Origin of the sequence: Hyphomicrobium facile (assembly GCF_900116175.1) — a bacterium.
Taxonomy (GTDB): domain Bacteria; phylum Pseudomonadota; class Alphaproteobacteria; order Rhizobiales; family Hyphomicrobiaceae; genus Hyphomicrobium_B; species Hyphomicrobium_B facile.
In genome coordinates this window covers 592,598-611,626 of record NZ_FPCH01000001.1, presented here as the reverse complement: position 1 = coordinate 611,626, position 19,029 = coordinate 592,598, and the positions used below count along the sequence as shown (strand labels likewise).

Here is a 19,029-nt window from a genome sequence, read left to right as displayed (position 1 = left end):
TTGATCAAGAGAAAGATCAGTCGTCCGAGGGTGCAGCCCGCTTAGCCGCTCTAGCAGCCTAGCGCTGCCCCGCTCGCTCCCGCGCTTTCCAAAGCTGCTCGATAACATGCTTGTAGACCGTATGTTGATATTTCCGACCCTCCGCCAGAAGTCCCGTCACGCGATTAGTCATTTCATTTTTGTACTTCTCGTCTTTGATTGGCGGGAGGTTGATCTGAACGTTCATGATTGCACCCTCGAGACCGGCGAGCGCTTGCTGGCCAGCTACTCCAAGATCGCCAATGGCGTTAGCGTTGGCTTTTCCCACGATCTTGTTTGCGAAGAAAACGACGTCCCGGCATTCCCTCGCAATCATCAAGGGCGACTGAACTGCTTCTTTGTAAGCTCTCTGAATTTCAGCAGCACGAATCTGCTTTTCGTCGTCGGTGTCCTTGGGCATTCCAAAAGCTGCCATCACGCCGGCAAAAGCTTCCGCGTCGAGATCAACCCGCCTCAGAAGACTCGCCGCAAGTGCTTCAGTTTTTTCCAATGTATCGGTGAGCGTATTTGCATATGGCTGGTATTCTTTGCGCCCGATGCTCAGTCGACAAACCATTGCCACGAGACTCGCCGCCAACGCACCTGACAAGGCTGCAACGCTTCCACCACCCGGCGCCGGCACGCTCGAGGCAAGAACTTTGCATAATTCTTCGGCCGACTGCTTCACCAACATTCGATATCCTCTCTTCAACCTGCGATCCTTAGCCAATTTTAATTAATCGAACAATTATAATGTAGCGTCATCTTTTGCCTCACACGCAAAAGCCGGCGCTATGATCATGTTACGCGCTCTTGGATGTCGCACAGGCGACCAACACCGGTAGTGGGCGCACGCCAAGATAAGCGATGAGAATCGGTCCAAGAACGGGCATCTCTGCGACGAAATCGAATGCGAAGCCCAGGACCAACAGGAATCCCGGAACGGCAACGGTCGCACAGAGCCACACCGGTTGCCCGCTGTCGGCCAAACGTTGAGCGCAAAGCGCAGTGATGACATACGAGAAGGCCGTACTCCATACGACGAGCCACAAGCTGAAGTTAACGCGGCTAGCGATCTCTCCTTGCCGAATCGCCAATGAGAGGCAGAGGTAACACCCACAGATATAAATTGCCGTCGCTGCCGCCGTCGCCCATCCCCACTGCTCTTGGGTGAGCCTTCTTTCAAAGCTTAAAAAAATGCGGAGCATTCTGCCGTACCTACGTTTCTCAAATAAACGCATCTCGCGATCCTCGAGCTCCGTTTCGACCGAGGAACTTACGCGAGATGCGTCATCCGAATGCGCTCAGTGGGTCATCGCCTTTGCAATTTCATCGGTCATCTTCTTGGCGTCGCCGAGCACCATCACCGTGTTGTCGCGATAGAACACCGGGTTGTCGATGCCGGCATATCCCGACGCGAGCGAGCGCTTGTTGAAGAACACAGTGGCGGCCTTCCAGACTTGAAGCACCGGCATGCCGTAGATCGGCGAGGTCTTGTCGTCCTCTGCGGCAGGGTTCACCACGTCGTTCGCGCCGATAACGTATACGGCATCGGCCTGCGAAAACTCAGAGTTGATGTCCTCGAGTTCGAACACCTCGTCGTACGGTACGTTGGCTTCAGCCAATAGTACGTTCATGTGGCCGGGCATGCGACCCGCGACCGGATGAATTGCATACTTCACCTCGACGCCGGCCTTCTTCATGGCATCCGCCATTTCACGAAGAGCGTGCTGCGCCTGCGCAACCGCCATGCCGTATCCGGGCACAATGATGACCTTGGAAGCGTTCTTCAAAACATAGGCAGCATCTTCAGCCGACCCGATCTTCACCGGCTTCTGCTCGCCGCTCACGGTCCCGGCACTGCCCGCTTCTCCGCCGAAACCGCCGGCTATTACGGACAGGAAGCTACGATTCATGCCCTTGCACATGATGTACGAGAGAATTGCACCCGAGGAGCCGACGAGCGCGCCAGTAATGATGAGCGCGATGTTGCCAAGCGTGAAACCTATGCCCGCCGCAGCCCATCCCGAATAGGAGTTGAGCATTGACACGACGACCGGCATGTCCGCGCCGCCGATCGGAATGATGATGAGCAAGCCGAACACGAGCGCCACCAACGTGATCGCCCAAAACAACATAGATTCGCCGCCCGAATTGCAGAATGCATGGATGAGCCAAGCGAGCAGTAAAAACAGCGCCAAATTATTCGCGTGACGCATCGGCAGCAGGATTGGCGCTCCCGACATGCGGCCTGAGAGCTTGGCAAACGCGACGACGGAGCCCGCAAACGTGATCGCGCCGATTGCGAGGCCCAACCCCATTTCGACAAGGCTTGCCGTCGCGATCGAGCCCGGATGTCCGATACCAAACGCTTCGGGCGCATAGAGCGCCGCAGCAGCGACGAACACGGCTGCAAGACCGACGAGCGAGTGGAACGCGGCCACCAGCTCCGGCATCTGCGTCATGGGGATTTTCTTCGCGATCACAGCGCCGATGACGGCGCCGATGCCAAGGCCACCTAGGATAAGCAGCCACGTTATGAAATGTTGCGGCGATGATACGGCGAGCGATGTAAGTATGGCTATGGTCATGCCGACCATGCCGTAAAGATTGCCCTTGCGGCCCGTCTCGGGGTGCGAAAGCCCCCTGAGCGCCAGAATGAATAACACACCGGCAACGAGATAAAGCAAGGCAGCGATGTTAGCGATCATTTCCAGTCCCTTATTTCCTGGCTTTATCTTTTTTTTTGTACATCGCGAGCATGCGGCTCGTGACCAAGAAGCCCCCGAAGATATTGATTGACGCCAGGACGAGCGCGAGAAACCCGAAGAATCGAGCAAGCGTCGTGCCGCCCGCAACGAGTTCCAACCCTACCGCCAGCAATGCACCGACGACGATCACCGAACTGATGGCATTCGTGACGCTCATTAGCGGCGTGTGCAATGCTGGCGTCACGCTCCACACAACGTAATACCCGACGAAGATCGCCATCACGAAAACCATGAGGCGATAGATCGACGGATCAACCGATCCCCCAATACCTTCGCTCGCGCTCGCCATCGAAGGCAGCAGTACCATCGCAGCCGCTAGTGCAATTGCTTTCCCGTTCATGTCAGCTCCTCAGGCCGCAGGTTGCGAAATGAAGTTGGGATGCACGATCTTGCCATCCTTGGCGAGCAGCGTGCCCTTGATGATCTCGTCGTCCCAATTGACCTTGAGAACCTTCTCCTGCTTGTCGAAAAAGAGCTCGAGAAGCGCGAATAGGTTTTTTGCGTAGAGACTCGAGGCATTGACGGACACCGATCCTGCGAGATTGATTGGAGCAATGATCTTGACGCCATTGACGTCGACCGTCTGACCCGGAGCGGTCGCCTCGCAATTGCCCCCGCGCTCCGCCGCCAGATCGACGATGACGGAACCAGGCTTCATGCTTTCGACCATCGCGCGCGAAATGAGCCGTGGCGCGGGACGCCCTGGAATAAGCGCTGTCGTGACGACGATGTCTTGTGTCTTAATGTGGTTCGCCACCAGCTCCGTCTGCTTGGCCTGATACTCAACCGACATCGCTTTTGCGTACCCAGCCGCTGTTTGCGCTTGCTTGAATTCCTCATCCTCGACGGCAACGAACTTGGCCCCGAGCGAGGCCACCTGTTCCTTGGTTGCCGGACGAACGTCGGTTGCAGAAACTACGGCGCCGAGCCGTCGCGCCGTCGCGATGGCCTGCAGCCCGGCAACACCAACACCCATGATGAAAACTTTTGCAGCTGGTACAGTGCCGGCGGCAGTCATCATCATCGGAAGCGTCTGGCCGAAGTGCGACGCCGCATCGACCACGGCTTTGTACCCGGCGAGATTAGCTTGACTCGACAGGACGTCCATCGACTGCGCCCGGCTGATGCGCGGCACGAGTTCCATGGAGAACAGGCTGGCGCCCGTAGCGGCCAGAGGTTCAATTGCGGCTTTGTCGTACGGTTCGAGAATTGCTGCGACGATAGCACCGGGCTTGAGCGCCCGGATCTCGTCACCTGAAGGTCGACGCACTCTCAACAGAATGTCCGCGCCCGAAAGCGCGTCGGTCGCGTTTGTGGCAATCTCGGCACCCGCTGCTTTGAGTGTCTCGTCCGAGATGCGCGAACGGGAGCCCGCGCCCGATTCCACCCGCACCCTCGCGCCAAGCGCCACGAGCATTTTCGCCGTCTCCGGCGAAATGGCGACACGCGGCTCATCCGGCCCCTCGGCCGTGACAGCTATCGTAATCATCGGACCACCAAACCCTTCCTGCCCATAATTGAATTTTACCTAGCTTGCCTGGAGCACCCGCGCCGGAGCCGGCGCAGGTGCCAACTAATGATGAAAATTCTATAATTAATTGCTCAATGCATTAATTAAATGGAATTAGCGCTACCTACCCGCGTCGAGAGCCATTACGTCAGCAAGCACGAGTGGCGATTGGCTGCTCGACCGCGATTCCCAACGCACCGCATCAGAATTCGCCTCATGCTACTTCTGCGGATCGCAAGCCGAGCATATGGCAAATGCCGTAGACTAGGTCCGCGCGGTTGAGCGTGAAGAAATGGAATTCCGCGACGCCCCGATCAACGAGGCCCAATACCTGCTCCGCAGCAAACGCCGCAGCCGCAAGACGATGGGTCTCGGGATCGTTTTCCAATCCCTCGAAACGGCGCACCAACCAGCTGGGGATGCTGACCCCACAACGCGCAGCGACCGCAGCGACCTGCTTGAAATTATGGATTGGAAGAATGCCTGGAATAATCGGCGCCTCCACTCCGAGTGTTCTTGCCTGCTCTTCAAATCGGAAGAACAGCTTATTGTCGAAAAAGAACTGCGTAATGATCCGATCTGCCCCCGCATCAACTTTGTCCTTCAGGGCGGCGATATCAGCCGCAACAGTGCCCGCTGCCGGGTGCTTTTCTGGGTAACCGGCGACCGTGATCTCGAAGTTTGCAATGCCTTTCAGGTCGGCAACCATATCGCAGGTGTACTCGTAGTCGTCAGGACCTAGCTCATAACGATCGCCTGTGGATGCATCTCCCTGAAGAGCGACCAGCTTTCGAACGCCTAGGTTCCAGTATGCGGCAGCGGTTTCAGCAATCTCCGCGCGGGTGTTCCCAACGCGTGTGAGATGAACCGCTGGCGCAAGAGTCGTTTCACGAAGAATTCTCTCAACGGTTACGCGAGTGCGTTCTCGCGTCGTTCCATCGATGCCAGAAGTTACCGCGACGCTCGTAGGTCTCAAAGGGCCAAGCCTGTCAATCGCGCGCCATAGCGATTTTTCCATCACTGCGGTCCTCGGCGGAAAAAACTCGAACGAAACGTCGATGTCTCCCTGCCCGAGAAATCGGCTTCCCCGTCGTGCCGGCGCGATGCGTAGCATATCGGGCGGCAAGTTTGACTTTCTTATCATGCCCACGATGCTTTCCTCTATCCTACAGCACGCCCTGCGTTAGATCCGATGCATGCTCAAACTTCAGCACATGCCCCGCCAGGTAAAGCGAACCGAAGATAAGGATGCGACCCGGCTCACTCATGGCTGCTTTGGAAAGCAACAGAGCGTGGAGAAGGCCCTGTGTCGGGACAACGTGAAAGCCCTCCCTCACGGCAATCTCTGCAAGATCCCCGGCAGAGAGAGCGTTCACTTCTCCGGGAATCGGGACCGTGTAAACACGGGAGACGCGCCCCTGAAAATGCCGAAGCACTGAGGCAGCATCCTTGGTTTCCATCATGCCGCAAATCAAATGCACTTCTCTAGGATCGCGGGCATTCAAGGCGTCGAGATGCGCTCCCACGACTGCACCACCCGCTTCATTGTGACCTCCGTCGAGCAACAGCTCGGTGTTCGGCCCTAGGTACGTCTGGTATGGCTCCTTATTCAGGCGTTGCAGTCGCCCGGGCCACGATGCCGTAGAAAGCCCCTGTTCGAGCGCATCCAGCGACAGCTTCTGATTGAAAAGAAGACACGCCGTAGCAATGGCTGTCCCAGCATTGTCGATCTGGTGCGCGCCTTCGAGCTTAGGCAACGGGAGATTGATCATGCGTGTATGCGATTGGAATATGAGCCGGCGGCCGCGTTTAAAGGCAACGAAGTCGCGCCCGAAGACGTGCAATTGGGCACCTACTTCCGCAGCCTTTGCTTCGATGACTGCTAAAGCCTTCGGTTGCTGCCGACCGACGATGCAGGGCACACCAGGTTTGAGGATACCGGCCTTTTCAGCGGCGATAGAAGCCAATGTATCCCCGAGGAATGAGACATGATCGATCGAAATGGGAGTGATCACGGTGGCCCGAGGTGATTGGACGACGTTGGTTGCATCAAGCCGCCCACCCATCCCTGTCTCGAGGAGCAGAAGGTCGGCGTTTTCCCGGGAGAAGGCGAAAAAAGCAGCCGCTGTGGTGATCTCAAAATGGGTAATGGGATGATTGCCATTGACTCTCTCTACGAGAGACAGACATTCAGCCAACTTCTCCTCCGAAATCGGTGCGTGCCCATCCTCCTGCGCAAGGCCAATGCGCTCGTGGAAAGATACGAGGTGTGGCGACGTGTACGTGTGCACACGCCGTCTTTGAGCTTCGGCAATTGCTCTCACAAACGCGACGAGCGAGCCCTTCCCGTTCGTACCAGCGACATGCACGACCGGTGGTAGACGGCGCTCGGGATTTCCGAGCGCCGCGAGCAATCTGATCATTCGATCGAGCGATAGATCGATGGTCTTCGGGTGTAGCCCGTTCAACCTCTCGAGCAGGATCTTACTGCTAGGAAGCAGAGCGGGCGCACTGGCCGCCTTAAAGTTTTTCGCTGACGAAGTTGTAGACATCATCCTTAGCCTCGCGACCGTACTTGAGGAGTTGAGAAACCTCGCCCGAAGTGGAGGAGTTGAATTGCTCGTCCTTGATGGACGGCAGGTTGATCTTGACGTTCATGATTGCGCCTTCGAGACCCGCGTAGGCCTGTTGCGCTGCGACGCCGAGATCGCTCAGGGCATTGGGATTGGTTTTTCCCAAGAGACTTTTGGAGAGATTGAGTACGCTGACGCACTCGCGCGCGATGGAGAGGGGCGACTGGACAGCGTCCTTGTATCCAGTCTGGATCGCCTCGGCGCGCTTCTGCTTCTCGGCATCGGTCGTCTTCGGCAACTTGAATGCTGCCATAACTGAATTGAAGGCTTCCGTATCGAGATCGACGCGGCGCATGAGGCCAGTTGCAAGCCCATCGGCCTCAAGTAGACCGGTTTTGATTTCTTGCGCGTGAGCCTCAAGATCTTTCCTTCCGATACTTAGGCGGCACACCATCGCTACAAGCTCAGCGCCAAGTGCGCCTGACAGAGCAGCCACACTGCCGCCTCCAGGTGCTGGAGCATCGGACCCCAGTACATCTCCGAATTCCTCGAGCGTCATTTTAACTAGCATTTCTTTCCTCCTAGTTTGGTCGGCGCCCGCTTAGAAGCGCCGACGTCTGTTTGATAGTTGTTCGCAACCGTTTATTTCCGCAGCGCAAATCCGGAAACGGCTGCGCGACCTAGAACAAGCCTTCTATGTCGCCTTTTTCGTTGAGCCGAATGGTTTCGGCAGCAGGCACGCGCGGAAGGCCGGGCATGGTCATGATCTCTCCGCAGATCCCAACCACGAACCCAGCGCCTGCCGAGAGACGCACTTCACGAAGAGGTAAGGAGAACCCTGTCGGCGCCCCGCGCTTGTTTGGATCGGTCGTGAAGGAATACTGCGTTTTAGCCATGCAGACGGGGAGATGGCCGTAGCCGGCTTGCTCCCATTGTTTCAGCTGGTCGCGGATCTTCTGGTCGGCCACCACGCCCTCTGCGCGATAAATCTCACGCGCAATGGTTTCGATCTTTTCAAAGAGGCCTAACCCCTCCGGATAGAGCGGCTTGAAAGCAGCCGAGCCAGCAGCACAGAGCTCGACCACCTTTTGTGCAAGTTCTTGAGTGCCTTCGGACCCATCCTGCCAATGTTTGCAGACGATGGCCTCCGAGCCCTGAGCGGCGACATATCGCTTGAGAGCTTCGATTTCGGCAGGCGTGTCCTTGGAAAAATGATTGATTGCGACGACGGTAGGGACGCCGAACTTGCGCACATTTTCCAAGTGACGTCCGAGATTTACGCAACCCTTCTCGAGAGCAGCGACATTCTCGGTACCAAGGTCCTCTTTCTTGACCCCGCCATTCATCTTGAGTGCACGAACGGTTGCAACGATGACAGCGGCTGAGGGGGTCAGGCCTGCTTTGCGGCACTTGATGTCGAAGAACTTCTCCGCGCCGAGGTCGGCGCCGAAACCTGCTTCCGTCACCACGTAATCTGCAAGCTTCAACGCTGTGCGAGTCGCCATCACAGAGTTGCAGCCGTGCGCGATGTTGGCGAAAGGTCCGCCATGCACAAACGCAGGATTGTTCTCGAGGGTCTGCACGAGGTTCGGCATCAGCGCGTCCTTGAGCAACACCGTCATTGCGCCATCTGCCTTGAGGTCACGGCAATAGACTGGCGAGCGGTCGCGGCGATAGGCAACGATCATGTCACCGAGTCGTTTTTCGAGATCCTTACGATCTTTGGCGAGGCACAAGATCGCCATGACTTCGGACGCCACGGTGATGTCGAACCCAGCAAGGGCCGGGAATCCGTTTGCGGCGCCTCCAAGTGAGGTCACAACCTCGCGAAGTGCGCGGTCGTTCATGTCGAGAACGCGCCGCCAGGTAACACGGCGCGTATCGATATCCAGCTCATTGCCCCAATAGATGTGATTGTCGATCAACGCGCTGAGCAGGTTGTGCGCGCTGGTGATTGCGTGGAAATCACCAGTGAAATGGAGGTTGAGGTCCTCCATGGGCACGACCTGGGCATAGCCACCACCGGCAGCGCCACCCTTCATGCCGAAGCACGGACCGAGCGAAGGCTCGCGCAAACAGATTATAGCTTTCTCGCCGATGCGATTTAAGCCGTCTCCGAGTCCAACGGTCGTCGTGGTCTTGCCCTCGCCGGCCGGCGTCGGGGAAATAGCGGTCACCAGCACGAGGTGTCCATCAGGACGTGACTGAACCTCATCGATGAATTCAAAACGGACTTTCGCCTTATGCGGACCGAAACGCAGCAACTGCGATTCAGAAATCCCGACCTTCTCTGCAACCTTCTCAATCGATTGCAACTTTGCGGCGCGCGCCACATCGATGTCGCTGCCTACTACCTTGACCATCTCGTGTATTCCTCAAGTTGCGTTAGTTCTCGGCAGCAGGGCGCTGGAGGGGTTTCCAAAAGCGGAAGCCTCTTTCGCCATGCACAGTTGTTTTGAAAAAGAAGGGGAGATGCGACCTCGATCACCGGGCAAGAAATGGGAAGAGGCCCTGCGGAACCGAAGCCGCATCTCCGTCAGCACATCACCCAAAAGATGATGTAGCCACAGCCAATGTTACGAATGGATTCGCGATCAGCTCCCCCAGAAGATCTGGTACCCGATCAATATTGCGAGCGCATTGCCGGCAAGCGCGAGATAAGGGAGGATGCCTGCTCGGGTAGGAGTGAGTTCGGTCTCGCCTGGCGGGATCAGATCCGACAGCATATAGTCGGGAAACTTGCCGCCGTCGGTTACGTAGTGCCGGTAAAGAAAGACCGGCACGGCGGCAAACAGGACCGTAAAGCCGAGAGGAAGCACTCCATCCCCCCACACGTTTGCACCAGCGCCGATCAGGAAGGCGTTCACAAACGATAGGCATCCCACAACGACCAACCAGAACATCGAAGCGCGATACGGCCGTTTGGAACGCGGATTGTCAATGCGGTGAATCCATGCCGCACTCATGTTGAGTGTATGGAACATCAAGTAGTTGACGGCGGAAACAGCAAGCACGAACAGATAGTCAGACATGAGTAGAAGAAAGGCATTGAAAAAGAGGTCTACCCACATTGCGCGAGTGGGGACACCGTGCTCGTTGAGGTGGTCAAGGTATTTCGGAAACCAGCCATCATGTGCTCCCTGATAAAGGGTTCTGGCAGAGTCCGCCATGGCCGTCATCACGCCCAGCAGAAGGCTGAAGATCAGCATCACAACCAGCAGGTTGGTGAAGAATGGGCCAGCTCCAACTAGGCCAGCAAACGCAGCGCCTACACCTTCTCCACTTTGGATTCCCGGTGACAGCATGCCTTCGGTCCCCAAGCCACCTTGGAATACGAAGGATACGAGGGCGTATACGACCAGGCAGATCACACCAGTCGAGATGACCGCCTTTGGCCCGCCAGTTTCTGGATCGCGCATCTCGCTCATAAAACAGACCGAACTTTCGGCAGCGTATGCCGACCAGGCGGCTATAAACAAACCGCCGAAGAACAGCTTCCACCCTTCAAAGTCCCAGGCTCCATTTAATGGTACGAATGGCGTGAAGTGCTCCATCGTGACTTTGCCGCCAAACAACGGCAGGAAGCAAACGAGCACCAGCGGGAAGAGCCCACCGAGTGTCAGCGCGATCTGAACGCGTGCGGTTCTCGTGATCCCTGCATGTTGAATAGCCCAGATCGTCAACATGATGAGGGTGCCAAGAACGAATTGCATGTTGAGGCGGAGAGTCAGACCCGGCTTGATCGCGTTCAGATCGACGAGTGTGAAACTCCAAGTGTTCAAGACGTGATCCGGCGGGACGAAGACCGAAAGCACGTAGCCTGCCCCCAAACCAGAGCCGATAGCCAGGATTGGGCTGTATGCGATCCAGTTGCCCCAGACGGACATCGGCGCAACGACCTTAATGTGCCGGATCCAGGCGGTTGCACCATAGTTCGCGGTTCCGCCGGATTTGTTTGGCAGCATCGCCGCCATTTCGGCATAGACAAACGTGGCTATCAACCCGATCGTAGCAGAGACCGTCCAAACCAGCGGTGACACGGTTCCGGTGACCGCGGAAATCCCCCCGAGACTGAACATCACCAGCGCGCACGCGCCTAGTGCAATGAAAACGACTTCCCACCAGCTTACCGCTCGAACCATATTTTCTTTGTGCGATGATGACACTATGACGTGTTCAGGATTCGCAACTTTAGAATCCATCTGATTTTCCTCCCATAGTTGCCGGCCCTCCCTAGGCGCCGCGTAATGGAATCAAAGCCGGCATCCATTTTCTCGGTGGTTGACACCGTTGTCGTGATGGAGCCGGCTTTGAATTCCTGTTATTTTTTTTGTTGAGGTTTTACGTGGGGCGTTACGCTCTAGCCCTCGAGCTCGAGCAGATGGTTTTCGAGGATTTGCGTTTTGTAATCCCAGGGCCCATTGATGGCCTCGAGCTGCAAGTACCATTCCGCAGTCTGAACGAGGACTTCCGCCGCGATAGTTCCACAAATCTGTCCGGCTAGAACGTTCACGCCGTAGCGTGCAGCTTCAGCCTTCAGAAGATTGTAAATTCTATGCAGCGGCGTCTGCAGCGGATTGCTGACTTCGATCGAAATGATGGCGACGTCTTTTCCGGTTCGGCGATGCTTATTCGGCAGACCGATAGTGCCCTGGATGTTGGTAAAGCCGCCGGTCCTGCCTCTGATATAGCTCGCAAGCTTCTTAGCGATGGCGACATCCGTGGTATCGAGCACAACGTTGAAATAAGCGTCATGCTGTTCAAGAGCTCCGACGATCGTCGCTCCAGCGGTTGGATGCAGCTTAGCGGGACCGAGGTCCGGCGCGCGGCTCGGATCCTTGAGGACTGCGTCTCTCAGCCCTTCGTAGTTGCCCTTGCGAATGGCCGTCAGCCCTTCGCGGTCAGGACGGCGAGCGTTTTTGCCCGTGAAGAAGACCGGAACCTGGTGCCGCTTGAAGATCTCCTTGCCGATCTCCTCAGCCAGCTCCCTGCATTCCTCGATCGTGACGTCCTTTGCCGGGTAAATCTCGATGGTATCGACAGCACCGATGCGCGGATGGTGGCCCGTCTGCTTCTCCATGTCGATCAATTCGTAAGCCTTGGCGCAAGACTCCAGAATCGCGTCCTTCATCACTTCAGGACGGCCAAGGAGCTCCACCGGAAGGCGATCGAAATCGGCATCAGGCTCATAACCAATCAGTTTCAGTCCGGGCCTGTTGCGATACGGAGCAATAATCTGGTCGATGACCTCCTTACGCTTACCGTCGCTGAAATTCGGATCTGAAAGAATGTACTTCGCCATAAAGTCCTCCTGCCCGGACGTAACGATTTGTTACCGGGATATCCCTGTGGTGTTGGGCACCCTGTGCGGATGCTTGCTTTTGAGAGAGCGGCATCGCCGAACGAACCTCCCGATCGCCAAAAGCAAGAAATCGGAGGGTGCGGCTTGCCGTCCCCAAGTGAGGCTAGTTTCGACTTTTTATTTAATCAAGCGATTAATTATATGCGGTGCATCATAGGAAACGGCGCTTCGTGACGTCGGAATCACTGATGCGATATCCAGGCCGCAGCGCACGGAGCGCAACCGCTGCGAGAAGAGGTGCAGAGTGATGATTTCGATTTCTGGCCGCCTTGTGCGCCGGTCAAACCGCCGCATAAACTAGGAAGCGCAGAGTATCATTGAGGGATTCGGTCAGACGACAGCAGATGAGTTATCCGTGCGAGAGGGCAACCTGAGATCGGCGGCACGAGACGACATCGAAGACGAAGGCGTCATATCAACTGGGATGCGCCATGAGAGAGTGCGAAGCAGCAATCCAAGAATCCGCAGTCAAACTTTTTTTAGTTGCACATAGATCCTAGGAGTTTGTTGCGGCTCACCTTAGGGTTTCGCCACGGGCAAGCCGGCGGCTCGCGACAATGAAGTGCTTGACGCTGGGAAACTCTGTAATTAATCCATCAATTGATTTTAGGACGGGGCATCATGGGCCGAAAACGCAAAGAAATTGAACCAAAACTTGGGCGAAGAGCGGCAGTAGTCGCAGGACCCGATGCCGATGAACTTGCACGGATCGCTCTCGATTTATTTGCGGAGCGTCATTACTCGACAGTGACGATCAAGGACATCGGCAAAGCCGCTAACGTCAATAGCGCCATGATTTACTATCACTACCGGGACAAGCTCGCCTTATTTAACGCAGCGATTGACAGTGCGACGAGCGAGGCGTTCCAACACTTCGACGATAACATTCACAACGGCAAGCATGAGAACGCGGCTTCAGCGATCAATGCATGGTTCGACGTGCATGTGACCTTGTACAAGCGTCTGCGCAACGTCATCAAGATAAGCATGGACTGCAGTGGCCCAGAATTTTCGGACGCGAGAAGTACAATCAAAAACTTCTACAGCCATGAAAAGAAGATCCTCGGGGACATCATAAACGACGGCATCGACTCGGGCATTTTCCGTAAGGTCGATGTGTCGGTTGTGTGCACCATGATCTCCGCGTTCCTTGACGGCATCCTGGCGAGATCACTCATGCTCAAGGATTTCGACATGCTTAAGACAGTCGAAGAGTTCAAGCGGACACTCTGGCTTCATCTGGGGTATCGCACAGTGCCCGTCCGAACGTCGTCTCGCTCCAACACTACAGATCGCAAATCGGCCTGACACACATGCTTCCCGTTCTCATCGTCCAAAACGACCCCCTAGAAGGGGCGGGTTCGCTCGCCACTTTAATGGCCAAACGCGGTCTATCTCAGTTCATTGTCCAAGGCTTCGACGCGCCGTATGCGGAGTTGACGCCTGAGCGTTTTAGCGCGCTCATCATATTGGGCGGAGCTCAGAGTGCCTATGAGACCGAGACCTACCCCTACCTTGAACGGGAAATGGATCTCGTAAATTCCTTCATAAAAACTGACATGCCCGTCGCTGGCTTCTGTCTTGGTGCGCAAATTCTCGCTGCAGCACTTGGAGGAGATGTTGGGCCTGGCGCGCAAAAGGAAATCGGCTGGTATGACCTCACGCTATGTGATGAGGCGGCGGACGATGCCCTCCTAAAGGGGCACCCCAAAACGCTGCTTTCTTATCATTTCCATGGCGACGTCATTCGCAATGTTCCCAACAGTATTGTTCTCGCTTCATCCGCGATGACGCCTTGGCAAGCATTTCGTCATGGCCAGAAAACATATGGGTTCCAGTATCATGCCGAGGTGAACAGATCACTGCTTGCCGACATGTGTCGTAACAACGAAAGTTATCTTGCCTCCAACGGCATCGACGCTGACACTCTTATTGTCGCTAGCCAACCGCACCTACCCGACTTCGAACACCATTGCGCAGGCGTACTCGAGCGATGGCTCGATCTGTTTTCAATTGCCAAATAAGCCCGGTGATCTTGCCTTCATTGGTCAATCGAATTCACTGTCCAATGCCTCGAATCCTAATAACTGCGGTAACGGCTTTAGCGCGTGGAAACCGTTGAACGCTGTCCGGCATTACTAGTGAAAATCTCCATTATCGCTACCAATATCTACTGTGCCATATCCCAAGGACGGGCATCAGAGAAAGCGTGATGAATACTAATTCGTGCTTCTTAAAATTGACGAGGCACGGCACGCGGATGTTTCAACGTTCGCTGATGCGCTAGAGCAATTCGGATTGCTCGAACTTGCGCTCATGAGCCAGCACGCTATGCATCGCGTTGCCTTTCTCGATAGCATTGATGATCTTGTCACAGATTAACCGACGACTTGAAAAGCTCCCGGAGCATCGCCGGGCGTTTGCTGAGAACGCCATCAATCGTGTGCTGCCGAAGTTTTTTGGGGAACGGCCCGAGAGCATATCGACGGTCGCCAGCGTCGTGCTCGATGCAATGGAAGTGCCGATCGCTACCTCCTGATCGAGTTCAAGCGTCCCAAACATCCGGTCGATCGCGATAACGAGGCGCAAGCCCGAGAGTATCGTGACGAGCTTTCACGCCATTTCCCGGGCAAGGCGATCGACATATTGCTTCTAGGCGGCGGCAGAGCGCAGGTCGATGCGCGGTATGATACACCTGACGTGCGGGTGCTTTCCTATACGGAGGTTATCTCTCAGGCGCGGCACGAGCTGGAATGGGAATCTCGCAACGCGGGAGATTTGAGTGCATGCGACTCTAGGCTGATGCTACCGCAACGATGAAATTCGTAGGGAAGGCCAAATTTGGAGACGTTAGAGCCCGATGGAAATCGTGGCCCCACTCCGGTCCGAATGGGAACAGTCGAACTCATGAAAAGGAAATGCACAAGGCGCTTGAAAATAGCCTTTGGGTGCTCGGCAGTCGTTACCAAATGATGGCTTCCAATCGTTCATTGCGCCGTATCGTGAATGAATATAGCGAGACTAAGCACGCTGGTTCCAAGGGCACGAAGCGACCCGATCTGTTGCTCGCGACGGACTATTCACCAGAGCGCGTGTTCACCTGACTTCAACCCGACATGTCGAAGGTTATGAAGTCGCAATTGGCCTTCTCCAAATTGTCGAGGGATCAGAAATCGACGCTCCCTTGAAGTAGTTCGGACCGGACGTCCGCTAGCAGCTCGGCAGTCGCCCGCAAATGGCGTGGCTGCATTCCAGCGTTCGAGCGGCGTTGGAAGACGTCTACAAGAACGAGATCGGTCTTCAGAAGGCGCGCCTCAAGCAAAACCCAAGCCCTCACCTCCGCAAACAACTCGCTGTTCTCGACAACGGCGCCCCAGTCGGAGGTTACGTGACCTTCTAGGCTATCCACTTCTACCTCGCCATACACCCTCTTAAGGAGCTTGGGCGGTATCTCCGGGTCTTCATCGAGCCCAAAGAACATGGGCTTTCCGCCTACAACCTTCCTCCTGACCGAAGCACGATGCCGGGATACTTCGGGGGCTTTTCTTCCGCGACGGTAAAGCGGAGCCGGGAACTGCCCGCGAGAGGCAGTCTTCTTTCATCGCTTTTCGATGGTCCGAAAACGTCTTCGACGGTCAAGACCGAGCCGTTCACATAAATTGAAAAGCCTTGCTCTGCCATACTCGTGGACCAGCGCTGCGCGCCTCGCTTCTTCTTTAGGGAAGGACATATTCTGACTTAGCGAGAGAGTGATCCACGTGCCGTGCTCATTTTCGCTTGCCGGCACTTCGTCGACCGGGAGTGGGATCTGTTTCGAGATCCTTATTGGCCTCCGGCAAGACTTGCTTATCGATGCTAACCGTGGAACGTACTCCTGCCGCACATGTACTGATTAGCATCTTTTGTGCTGCGGCAAGGCCCGCGAACTTGCCTATTCCCTTACGGCCTTTGATGCGGCGCTTGTATTTTGGAGAGCGCTGACCTTTCTTGCTTCGCCTGTCTCTGGCAATCGTGAGGTATTCTTTGGCCACATCCAAGGGAGTCATGCCGCTCCCGTCGTCCCTTATGACGATGGGTTCATTCGACATCGGCGCGGGCAGCGTGATCCAGACGTTATCGGCGCCGGCATCCCACGCATTGTCGACCAGCTCCTTAAGCGCCGCTTCTGTGGAACGGTAAGTTTCTCCAAGGAGGGCCGTCAGTCTCGTGTCGACAGAGAAATATGCTGACTTCGTCATGACTGCACCGGCGAGTGCTTGCTTGCGAGAAGCTGAGGAGTAGATACGGTCATGACGTTCCGCGTGGCACCGGCCTCGAAGACTGGAAGTACAGTCCGCCGGAATGCATCCGAACGAAGAAGACGCCGATCATCGACGAGTCAGACGCCGCGCATAACAGCACGTAGTAAGTCGCGCGTCAGAACCTGATGCGAATGAGCATGAAACGCTTTTGCACGGCTCTCGAACGCATTCTCAATGAAGCTCGCCAGCCATCGCCACGCGGTGGCGCTCTCTCGAAGGAAGGGTTGACGCCGATCGAACGGCACTCTCACGCACCCCATTAGACGCTCACTCCCTCTAATGCTGCCGCTTGCAACGTCAACCACCGAAGGATGCACGATTCAGAGAGGGAAGACGCAAAGAACAAAACAAAAACAGCGTTAACCCCCAATTGGGGATTATGGCCATCTTCTAGGAGGGTGAGAAATGCGGTTTTTCTCAAGAAGTTCCGTGGTGGGCACTACAGGGATCGAACCTGTGACCCCTACCATGTCAAGGTAGTGCTCTACCGCTGAGCTAAGTGCCCGGAAGAAGCGAGCTTCTAGAGTGTTAGCGATACCCCGGTCAAGCCCTGGAATACAGCAAATCGGCCGCAGGTAAAAATAAGCGCGCCTCAGACCGCCAGAAGACGGTCAACCTCACGCACCAAATCCTTCAGATGGAAGGGCTTCGAGAGAACGCGGGCGTCCTTGGGCGGCTGGTTTTCGCTGTTGAGAACGACGGCCGCAAAACCCGTGATGAACATGATCTTGAGGTCGGGATCGATCTCGCTGGCGCGCCGGGCGAGTTCGATGCCGTCCATCTTGGGCATGACGATGTCGGTGAGCAGAAGCGTGAAGGGCTCGGTCTTGAGGCGGTCGTACGCGTCCTCGCCGTTCTCGAAGGCGACGACGTCGTAGTTCGCTTTCTCGAGCGCCTTGACGAGGAAACCGCGCATGGAGTCGTCATCCTCGGCGAGCAGGATGCGGCGGATCGGCAGGCTGGAGGGCTTGGCTGTCATGACTACTCTGATGTGCGGAAGGTCCCAGATGAGAAGTACCCGATATCTCATCTAATGCAAACTTGGCCCGACTTTGGTAAACGGAGCATGAAACTGTGGAAATGCCGAACACAGCGCGGCAGTACTGCATCACTCGGGCATGACGCCGGCAAACTTCGCTCCGCAAGTTATGTGCAATCGACGCGCGCTTAAGTCTTCCATGGACTTACGCGTGCTGCATTGGCAATGTATTCCGCAACGAAACACCGAATTGCGGCCGGGATCTGAACGAGACACAACTGACTATGGCCGACGATAGATCTCACGACGTACCGAGAGCATTTTTCCCGTCATTCGACGTACTGGCGCCACGCGTTCAATCGGCGCCCTTCGTGTTCTCTTCGCCTCACTCCGGCAGGCTCTATCCTCCTGAGTTCCTTGCGATCTCGCGCCTCGATCCGAAAACGCTGCGCCGTTCCGAAGACTGCTTCGTCGACCGGCTTTTCCGGCCAGTTGCGAGCTTGGGAGCGCCGATCATCAGCGCCCGCTTCCCGCGCGCCTATCTTGATCTGAACCGCGAGCCCTACGAGCTCGACCCGGAACTCGTCGGCGAGCCTTTGCCGGCTCACGCGAACACGCAATCGATTCGCGTGGCTGGCGGACTGGGCACCGTCGCGCGCATCGTCGCCGACGGCGAAGAAATTTATCCGGACCGCTTGAGCCTCGATAGCGTGCTCGCACGAATCGAGCAGCTCTATTTTCCCTTCCACGCCGAGTTGTCGAGGCTAGTCGCGGCAACCCGCGAGACCTTCGGCTACGCCGTCCTCATCGACTGCCACTCCATGCCGTCGACGGCGATGGCCCCGGGAGGCGCGCAACGGCCCGATATCGTCATAGGCGACAGGTTCGGCGCCGCTGCCGATCCGCGGCTGACGCTGCTGGTTAGAGACGAGTTTCAGCGCCGTGGCTTCAAGGTGCAGCTGAATCGGCCGTACGCCGGCGGCTACATAACCGAACATCACGGCCGGCCGGCGCGCGGAACGCATGCCATACAGGTTGAAATCAACCGCGGCCTCTACATCAACGAACTGACGTTCCAAGAAACGGCTGGCTATGCGCGTCTTGCAGAAGCGCTGAAAGAGATCGTCACGGCTCTGTTTCGCGAGGTGCCGACACTGCTCGACTATCGCGCCGCAGCCGAGTGACGCGCGCCGCGCTTTACCAAATTTATAAAGAAAAAGGGCCGTCCGAATTTTTCACGAACGGCCCAAGTCTAGGGAGGAAACGCCCAAGGAGGGCTGCGAAGCGCGAGCCGAGCTCACATATCGCACTGCAAAAATTAAAGGTGCAGCGCATTATCGGCAATTGCGATTTGCGCAGATCTGACAAGCTTGAAACGCGGACCTCGCCGCAAAGCGCATTTTTTCGGGCGTGCTAGTTGCAACTGTCGCGCGAAGGGCCATTCCCATAAAGAAAGGCCGTCCGAAGCCGAACGGCCCAAGTCTAGGGAGGAAACGCCCAAATTGGGCAGCGATT

At 56.2% G+C, this 19,029-nt stretch carries 18 protein-coding genes and 1 tRNA gene; 3 read left to right on the top strand and 16 right to left on the bottom strand.

What is annotated here, in order from left to right:
- Positions 1 to 58: 58 nt before the first annotated feature.
- The 11 genes from BM399_RS02925 to ftcD form a co-directional block, all read right to left on the bottom strand.
- Positions 59 to 712, bottom strand: coding sequence for a cyclodeaminase/cyclohydrolase family protein (locus tag BM399_RS02925; protein WP_092863993.1), 654 nt, complete (start codon positions 710 to 712; stop codon positions 59 to 61).
- A gap of 109 nt (positions 713 to 821) precedes the next feature.
- Positions 822 to 1,259, bottom strand: a complete 438-nt coding sequence (locus BM399_RS21040) for a hypothetical protein (RefSeq protein ID WP_177228023.1) — start codon at positions 1,257 to 1,259, stop codon at positions 822 to 824.
- A gap of 63 nt (positions 1,260 to 1,322) precedes the next feature.
- Complete coding sequence (locus BM399_RS02915; protein WP_092863985.1) at positions 1,323 to 2,729, bottom strand: NAD(P)(+) transhydrogenase (Re/Si-specific) subunit beta; 1,407 nt, start codon at positions 2,727 to 2,729, stop codon at positions 1,323 to 1,325.
- Between the two features lie 10 nt (positions 2,730 to 2,739).
- Positions 2,740 to 3,096, bottom strand: coding sequence for a proton-translocating transhydrogenase family protein (locus tag BM399_RS02910; protein ID WP_244531122.1), 357 nt, complete (start codon positions 3,094 to 3,096; stop codon positions 2,740 to 2,742).
- Positions 3,097 to 3,138: 42 nt separating this feature from the next.
- A complete protein-coding gene (locus BM399_RS02905; RefSeq protein WP_425284064.1) occupies positions 3,139 to 4,275 on the bottom strand; it encodes a Re/Si-specific NAD(P)(+) transhydrogenase subunit alpha in 1,137 nt (378 codons plus the stop codon).
- Positions 4,276 to 4,513: 238 nt separating this feature from the next.
- The gene (metF, locus tag BM399_RS02900) at positions 4,514 to 5,443 is read right to left on the bottom strand and encodes a methylenetetrahydrofolate reductase [NAD(P)H] (protein WP_425284048.1); all 930 of its coding nucleotides are present in this window, start codon (positions 5,441 to 5,443) and stop codon (positions 4,514 to 4,516) included.
- Positions 5,444 to 5,465: 22 nt separating this feature from the next.
- Positions 5,466 to 6,722, bottom strand: a complete 1,257-nt coding sequence (locus BM399_RS02895) for a bifunctional folylpolyglutamate synthase/dihydrofolate synthase (protein WP_244531038.1) — start codon at positions 6,720 to 6,722, stop codon at positions 5,466 to 5,468.
- A 97-nt stretch (positions 6,723 to 6,819) separates the two neighbouring features.
- Positions 6,820 to 7,443: a cyclodeaminase/cyclohydrolase family protein gene (locus BM399_RS02890; RefSeq protein ID WP_092863970.1), complete on the bottom strand. Its 624-nt coding sequence runs from the start codon at positions 7,441 to 7,443 to the stop codon at positions 6,820 to 6,822.
- Between the two features lie 109 nt (positions 7,444 to 7,552).
- Positions 7,553 to 9,235 (bottom strand): formate--tetrahydrofolate ligase, encoded by a 1,683-nt coding sequence (locus tag BM399_RS02885; protein ID WP_092863967.1) that lies wholly within the window; start codon positions 9,233 to 9,235, stop codon positions 7,553 to 7,555.
- Between the two features lie 231 nt (positions 9,236 to 9,466).
- Positions 9,467 to 11,074 carry a trimethylamine N-oxide permease gene (locus BM399_RS02880; protein ID WP_210186947.1) on the bottom strand — a complete coding sequence of 536 codons (1,608 nt, stop codon included), beginning with the start codon at positions 11,072 to 11,074 and terminating at the stop codon, positions 9,467 to 9,469.
- Positions 11,075 to 11,232: 158 nt separating this feature from the next.
- Complete coding sequence (ftcD, locus tag BM399_RS02875) at positions 11,233 to 12,174, bottom strand: glutamate formimidoyltransferase (RefSeq protein WP_092863961.1); 942 nt, start codon at positions 12,172 to 12,174, stop codon at positions 11,233 to 11,235.
- Positions 12,175 to 12,855: 681 nt separating this feature from the next.
- On the opposite strand from ftcD, the gene BM399_RS02870 reads away from it, so the two are divergent.
- Entirely contained in the window at positions 12,856 to 13,542 is a 687-nt protein-coding gene (locus BM399_RS02870; protein ID WP_092863958.1) for a TetR/AcrR family transcriptional regulator, read from the top strand.
- 5 nt (positions 13,543 to 13,547) lie between these two features.
- Positions 13,548 to 14,258 carry a type 1 glutamine amidotransferase gene (locus tag BM399_RS02865; RefSeq protein ID WP_092863955.1) on the top strand — a complete coding sequence of 237 codons (711 nt, stop codon included), beginning with the start codon at positions 13,548 to 13,550 and terminating at the stop codon, positions 14,256 to 14,258.
- A gap of 259 nt (positions 14,259 to 14,517) precedes the next feature.
- Here BM399_RS02865 and BM399_RS02860 read toward each other — a convergent pair whose 3' ends face one another.
- The 5 genes from BM399_RS02860 to cpdR all read right to left on the bottom strand — a co-directional run bounded on the left by BM399_RS02860 (position 14,518) and on the right by cpdR (position 17,514).
- Positions 14,518 to 14,823 carry a hypothetical protein gene (locus BM399_RS02860; RefSeq protein ID WP_092863952.1) on the bottom strand — a complete coding sequence of 102 codons (306 nt, stop codon included), beginning with the start codon at positions 14,821 to 14,823 and terminating at the stop codon, positions 14,518 to 14,520.
- A gap of 577 nt (positions 14,824 to 15,400) precedes the next feature.
- Positions 15,401 to 15,643, bottom strand: coding sequence for a hypothetical protein (locus BM399_RS02850; protein WP_143111309.1), 243 nt, complete (start codon positions 15,641 to 15,643; stop codon positions 15,401 to 15,403).
- A 358-nt stretch (positions 15,644 to 16,001) separates the two neighbouring features.
- Positions 16,002 to 16,472 carry an ATP-binding protein gene (locus tag BM399_RS02845; RefSeq protein WP_092863942.1) on the bottom strand — a complete coding sequence of 157 codons (471 nt, stop codon included), beginning with the start codon at positions 16,470 to 16,472 and terminating at the stop codon, positions 16,002 to 16,004.
- Positions 16,473 to 16,965: 493 nt separating this feature from the next.
- Positions 16,966 to 17,040 (bottom strand) — tRNA-Val (locus BM399_RS02840).
- An 87-nt stretch (positions 17,041 to 17,127) separates the two neighbouring features.
- Positions 17,128 to 17,514, bottom strand: coding sequence for a cell cycle two-component system response regulator CpdR (gene cpdR / locus BM399_RS02835; RefSeq protein WP_045837081.1), 387 nt, complete (start codon positions 17,512 to 17,514; stop codon positions 17,128 to 17,130).
- A 284-nt stretch (positions 17,515 to 17,798) separates the two neighbouring features.
- Here cpdR and BM399_RS02830 point away from each other — a divergent pair, with 284 nt between their 5' ends.
- On the top strand, positions 17,799 to 18,698 hold the full coding sequence (locus BM399_RS02830) for an N-formylglutamate amidohydrolase (protein ID WP_092863939.1): 900 nt from the start codon (positions 17,799 to 17,801) through the stop codon (positions 18,696 to 18,698).
- Positions 18,699 to 19,029 lie beyond the last annotated feature (331 nt).

What these genes read in the sequence shown, in the direction of transcription:
- BM399_RS02925 (WP_092863993.1), bottom strand. Translation starts at nt 712, where the DNA reads ATGTTGGTGAAGCAGTCGGCCGAAGAATTATGCAAAGTTCTTGCCTCG.
- BM399_RS21040 (WP_177228023.1), bottom strand. Translation starts at nt 1,259, where the DNA reads ATGCGTTTATTTGAGAAACGTAGGTACGGCAGAATGCTCCGCATTTTT.
- BM399_RS02915 (WP_092863985.1), bottom strand. Translation starts at nt 2,729, where the DNA reads ATGATCGCTAACATCGCTGCCTTGCTTTATCTCGTTGCCGGTGTGTTA.
- BM399_RS02910 (WP_244531122.1), bottom strand. Translation starts at nt 3,096, where the DNA reads ATGGTACTGCTGCCTTCGATGGCGAGCGCGAGCGAAGGTATTGGGGGA.
- metF (WP_425284048.1), bottom strand. Translation starts at nt 5,443, where the DNA reads ATGATAAGAAAGTCAAACTTGCCGCCCGATATGCTACGCATCGCGCCG.
- BM399_RS02895 (WP_244531038.1), bottom strand. Translation starts at nt 6,722, where the DNA reads ATGATCAGATTGCTCGCGGCGCTCGGAAATCCCGAGCGCCGTCTACCA.
- BM399_RS02890 (WP_092863970.1), bottom strand. Translation starts at nt 7,443, where the DNA reads ATGCTAGTTAAAATGACGCTCGAGGAATTCGGAGATGTACTGGGGTCC.
- BM399_RS02885 (WP_092863967.1), bottom strand. Translation starts at nt 9,235, where the DNA reads ATGGTCAAGGTAGTAGGCAGCGACATCGATGTGGCGCGCGCCGCAAAG.
- BM399_RS02880 (WP_210186947.1), bottom strand. Translation starts at nt 11,074, where the DNA reads ATGGATTCTAAAGTTGCGAATCCTGAACACGTCATAGTGTCATCATCG.
- ftcD (WP_092863961.1), bottom strand. Translation starts at nt 12,174, where the DNA reads ATGGCGAAGTACATTCTTTCAGATCCGAATTTCAGCGACGGTAAGCGT.
- BM399_RS02870 (WP_092863958.1), top strand. Translation starts at nt 12,856, where the DNA reads ATGGGCCGAAAACGCAAAGAAATTGAACCAAAACTTGGGCGAAGAGCG.
- BM399_RS02865 (WP_092863955.1), top strand. Translation starts at nt 13,548, where the DNA reads ATGCTTCCCGTTCTCATCGTCCAAAACGACCCCCTAGAAGGGGCGGGT.
- BM399_RS02845 (WP_092863942.1), bottom strand. Translation starts at nt 16,472, where the DNA reads ATGACGAAGTCAGCATATTTCTCTGTCGACACGAGACTGACGGCCCTC.
- cpdR (WP_045837081.1), bottom strand. Translation starts at nt 17,514, where the DNA reads ATGACAGCCAAGCCCTCCAGCCTGCCGATCCGCCGCATCCTGCTCGCC.
- BM399_RS02830 (WP_092863939.1), top strand. Translation starts at nt 17,799, where the DNA reads ATGGCCGACGATAGATCTCACGACGTACCGAGAGCATTTTTCCCGTCA.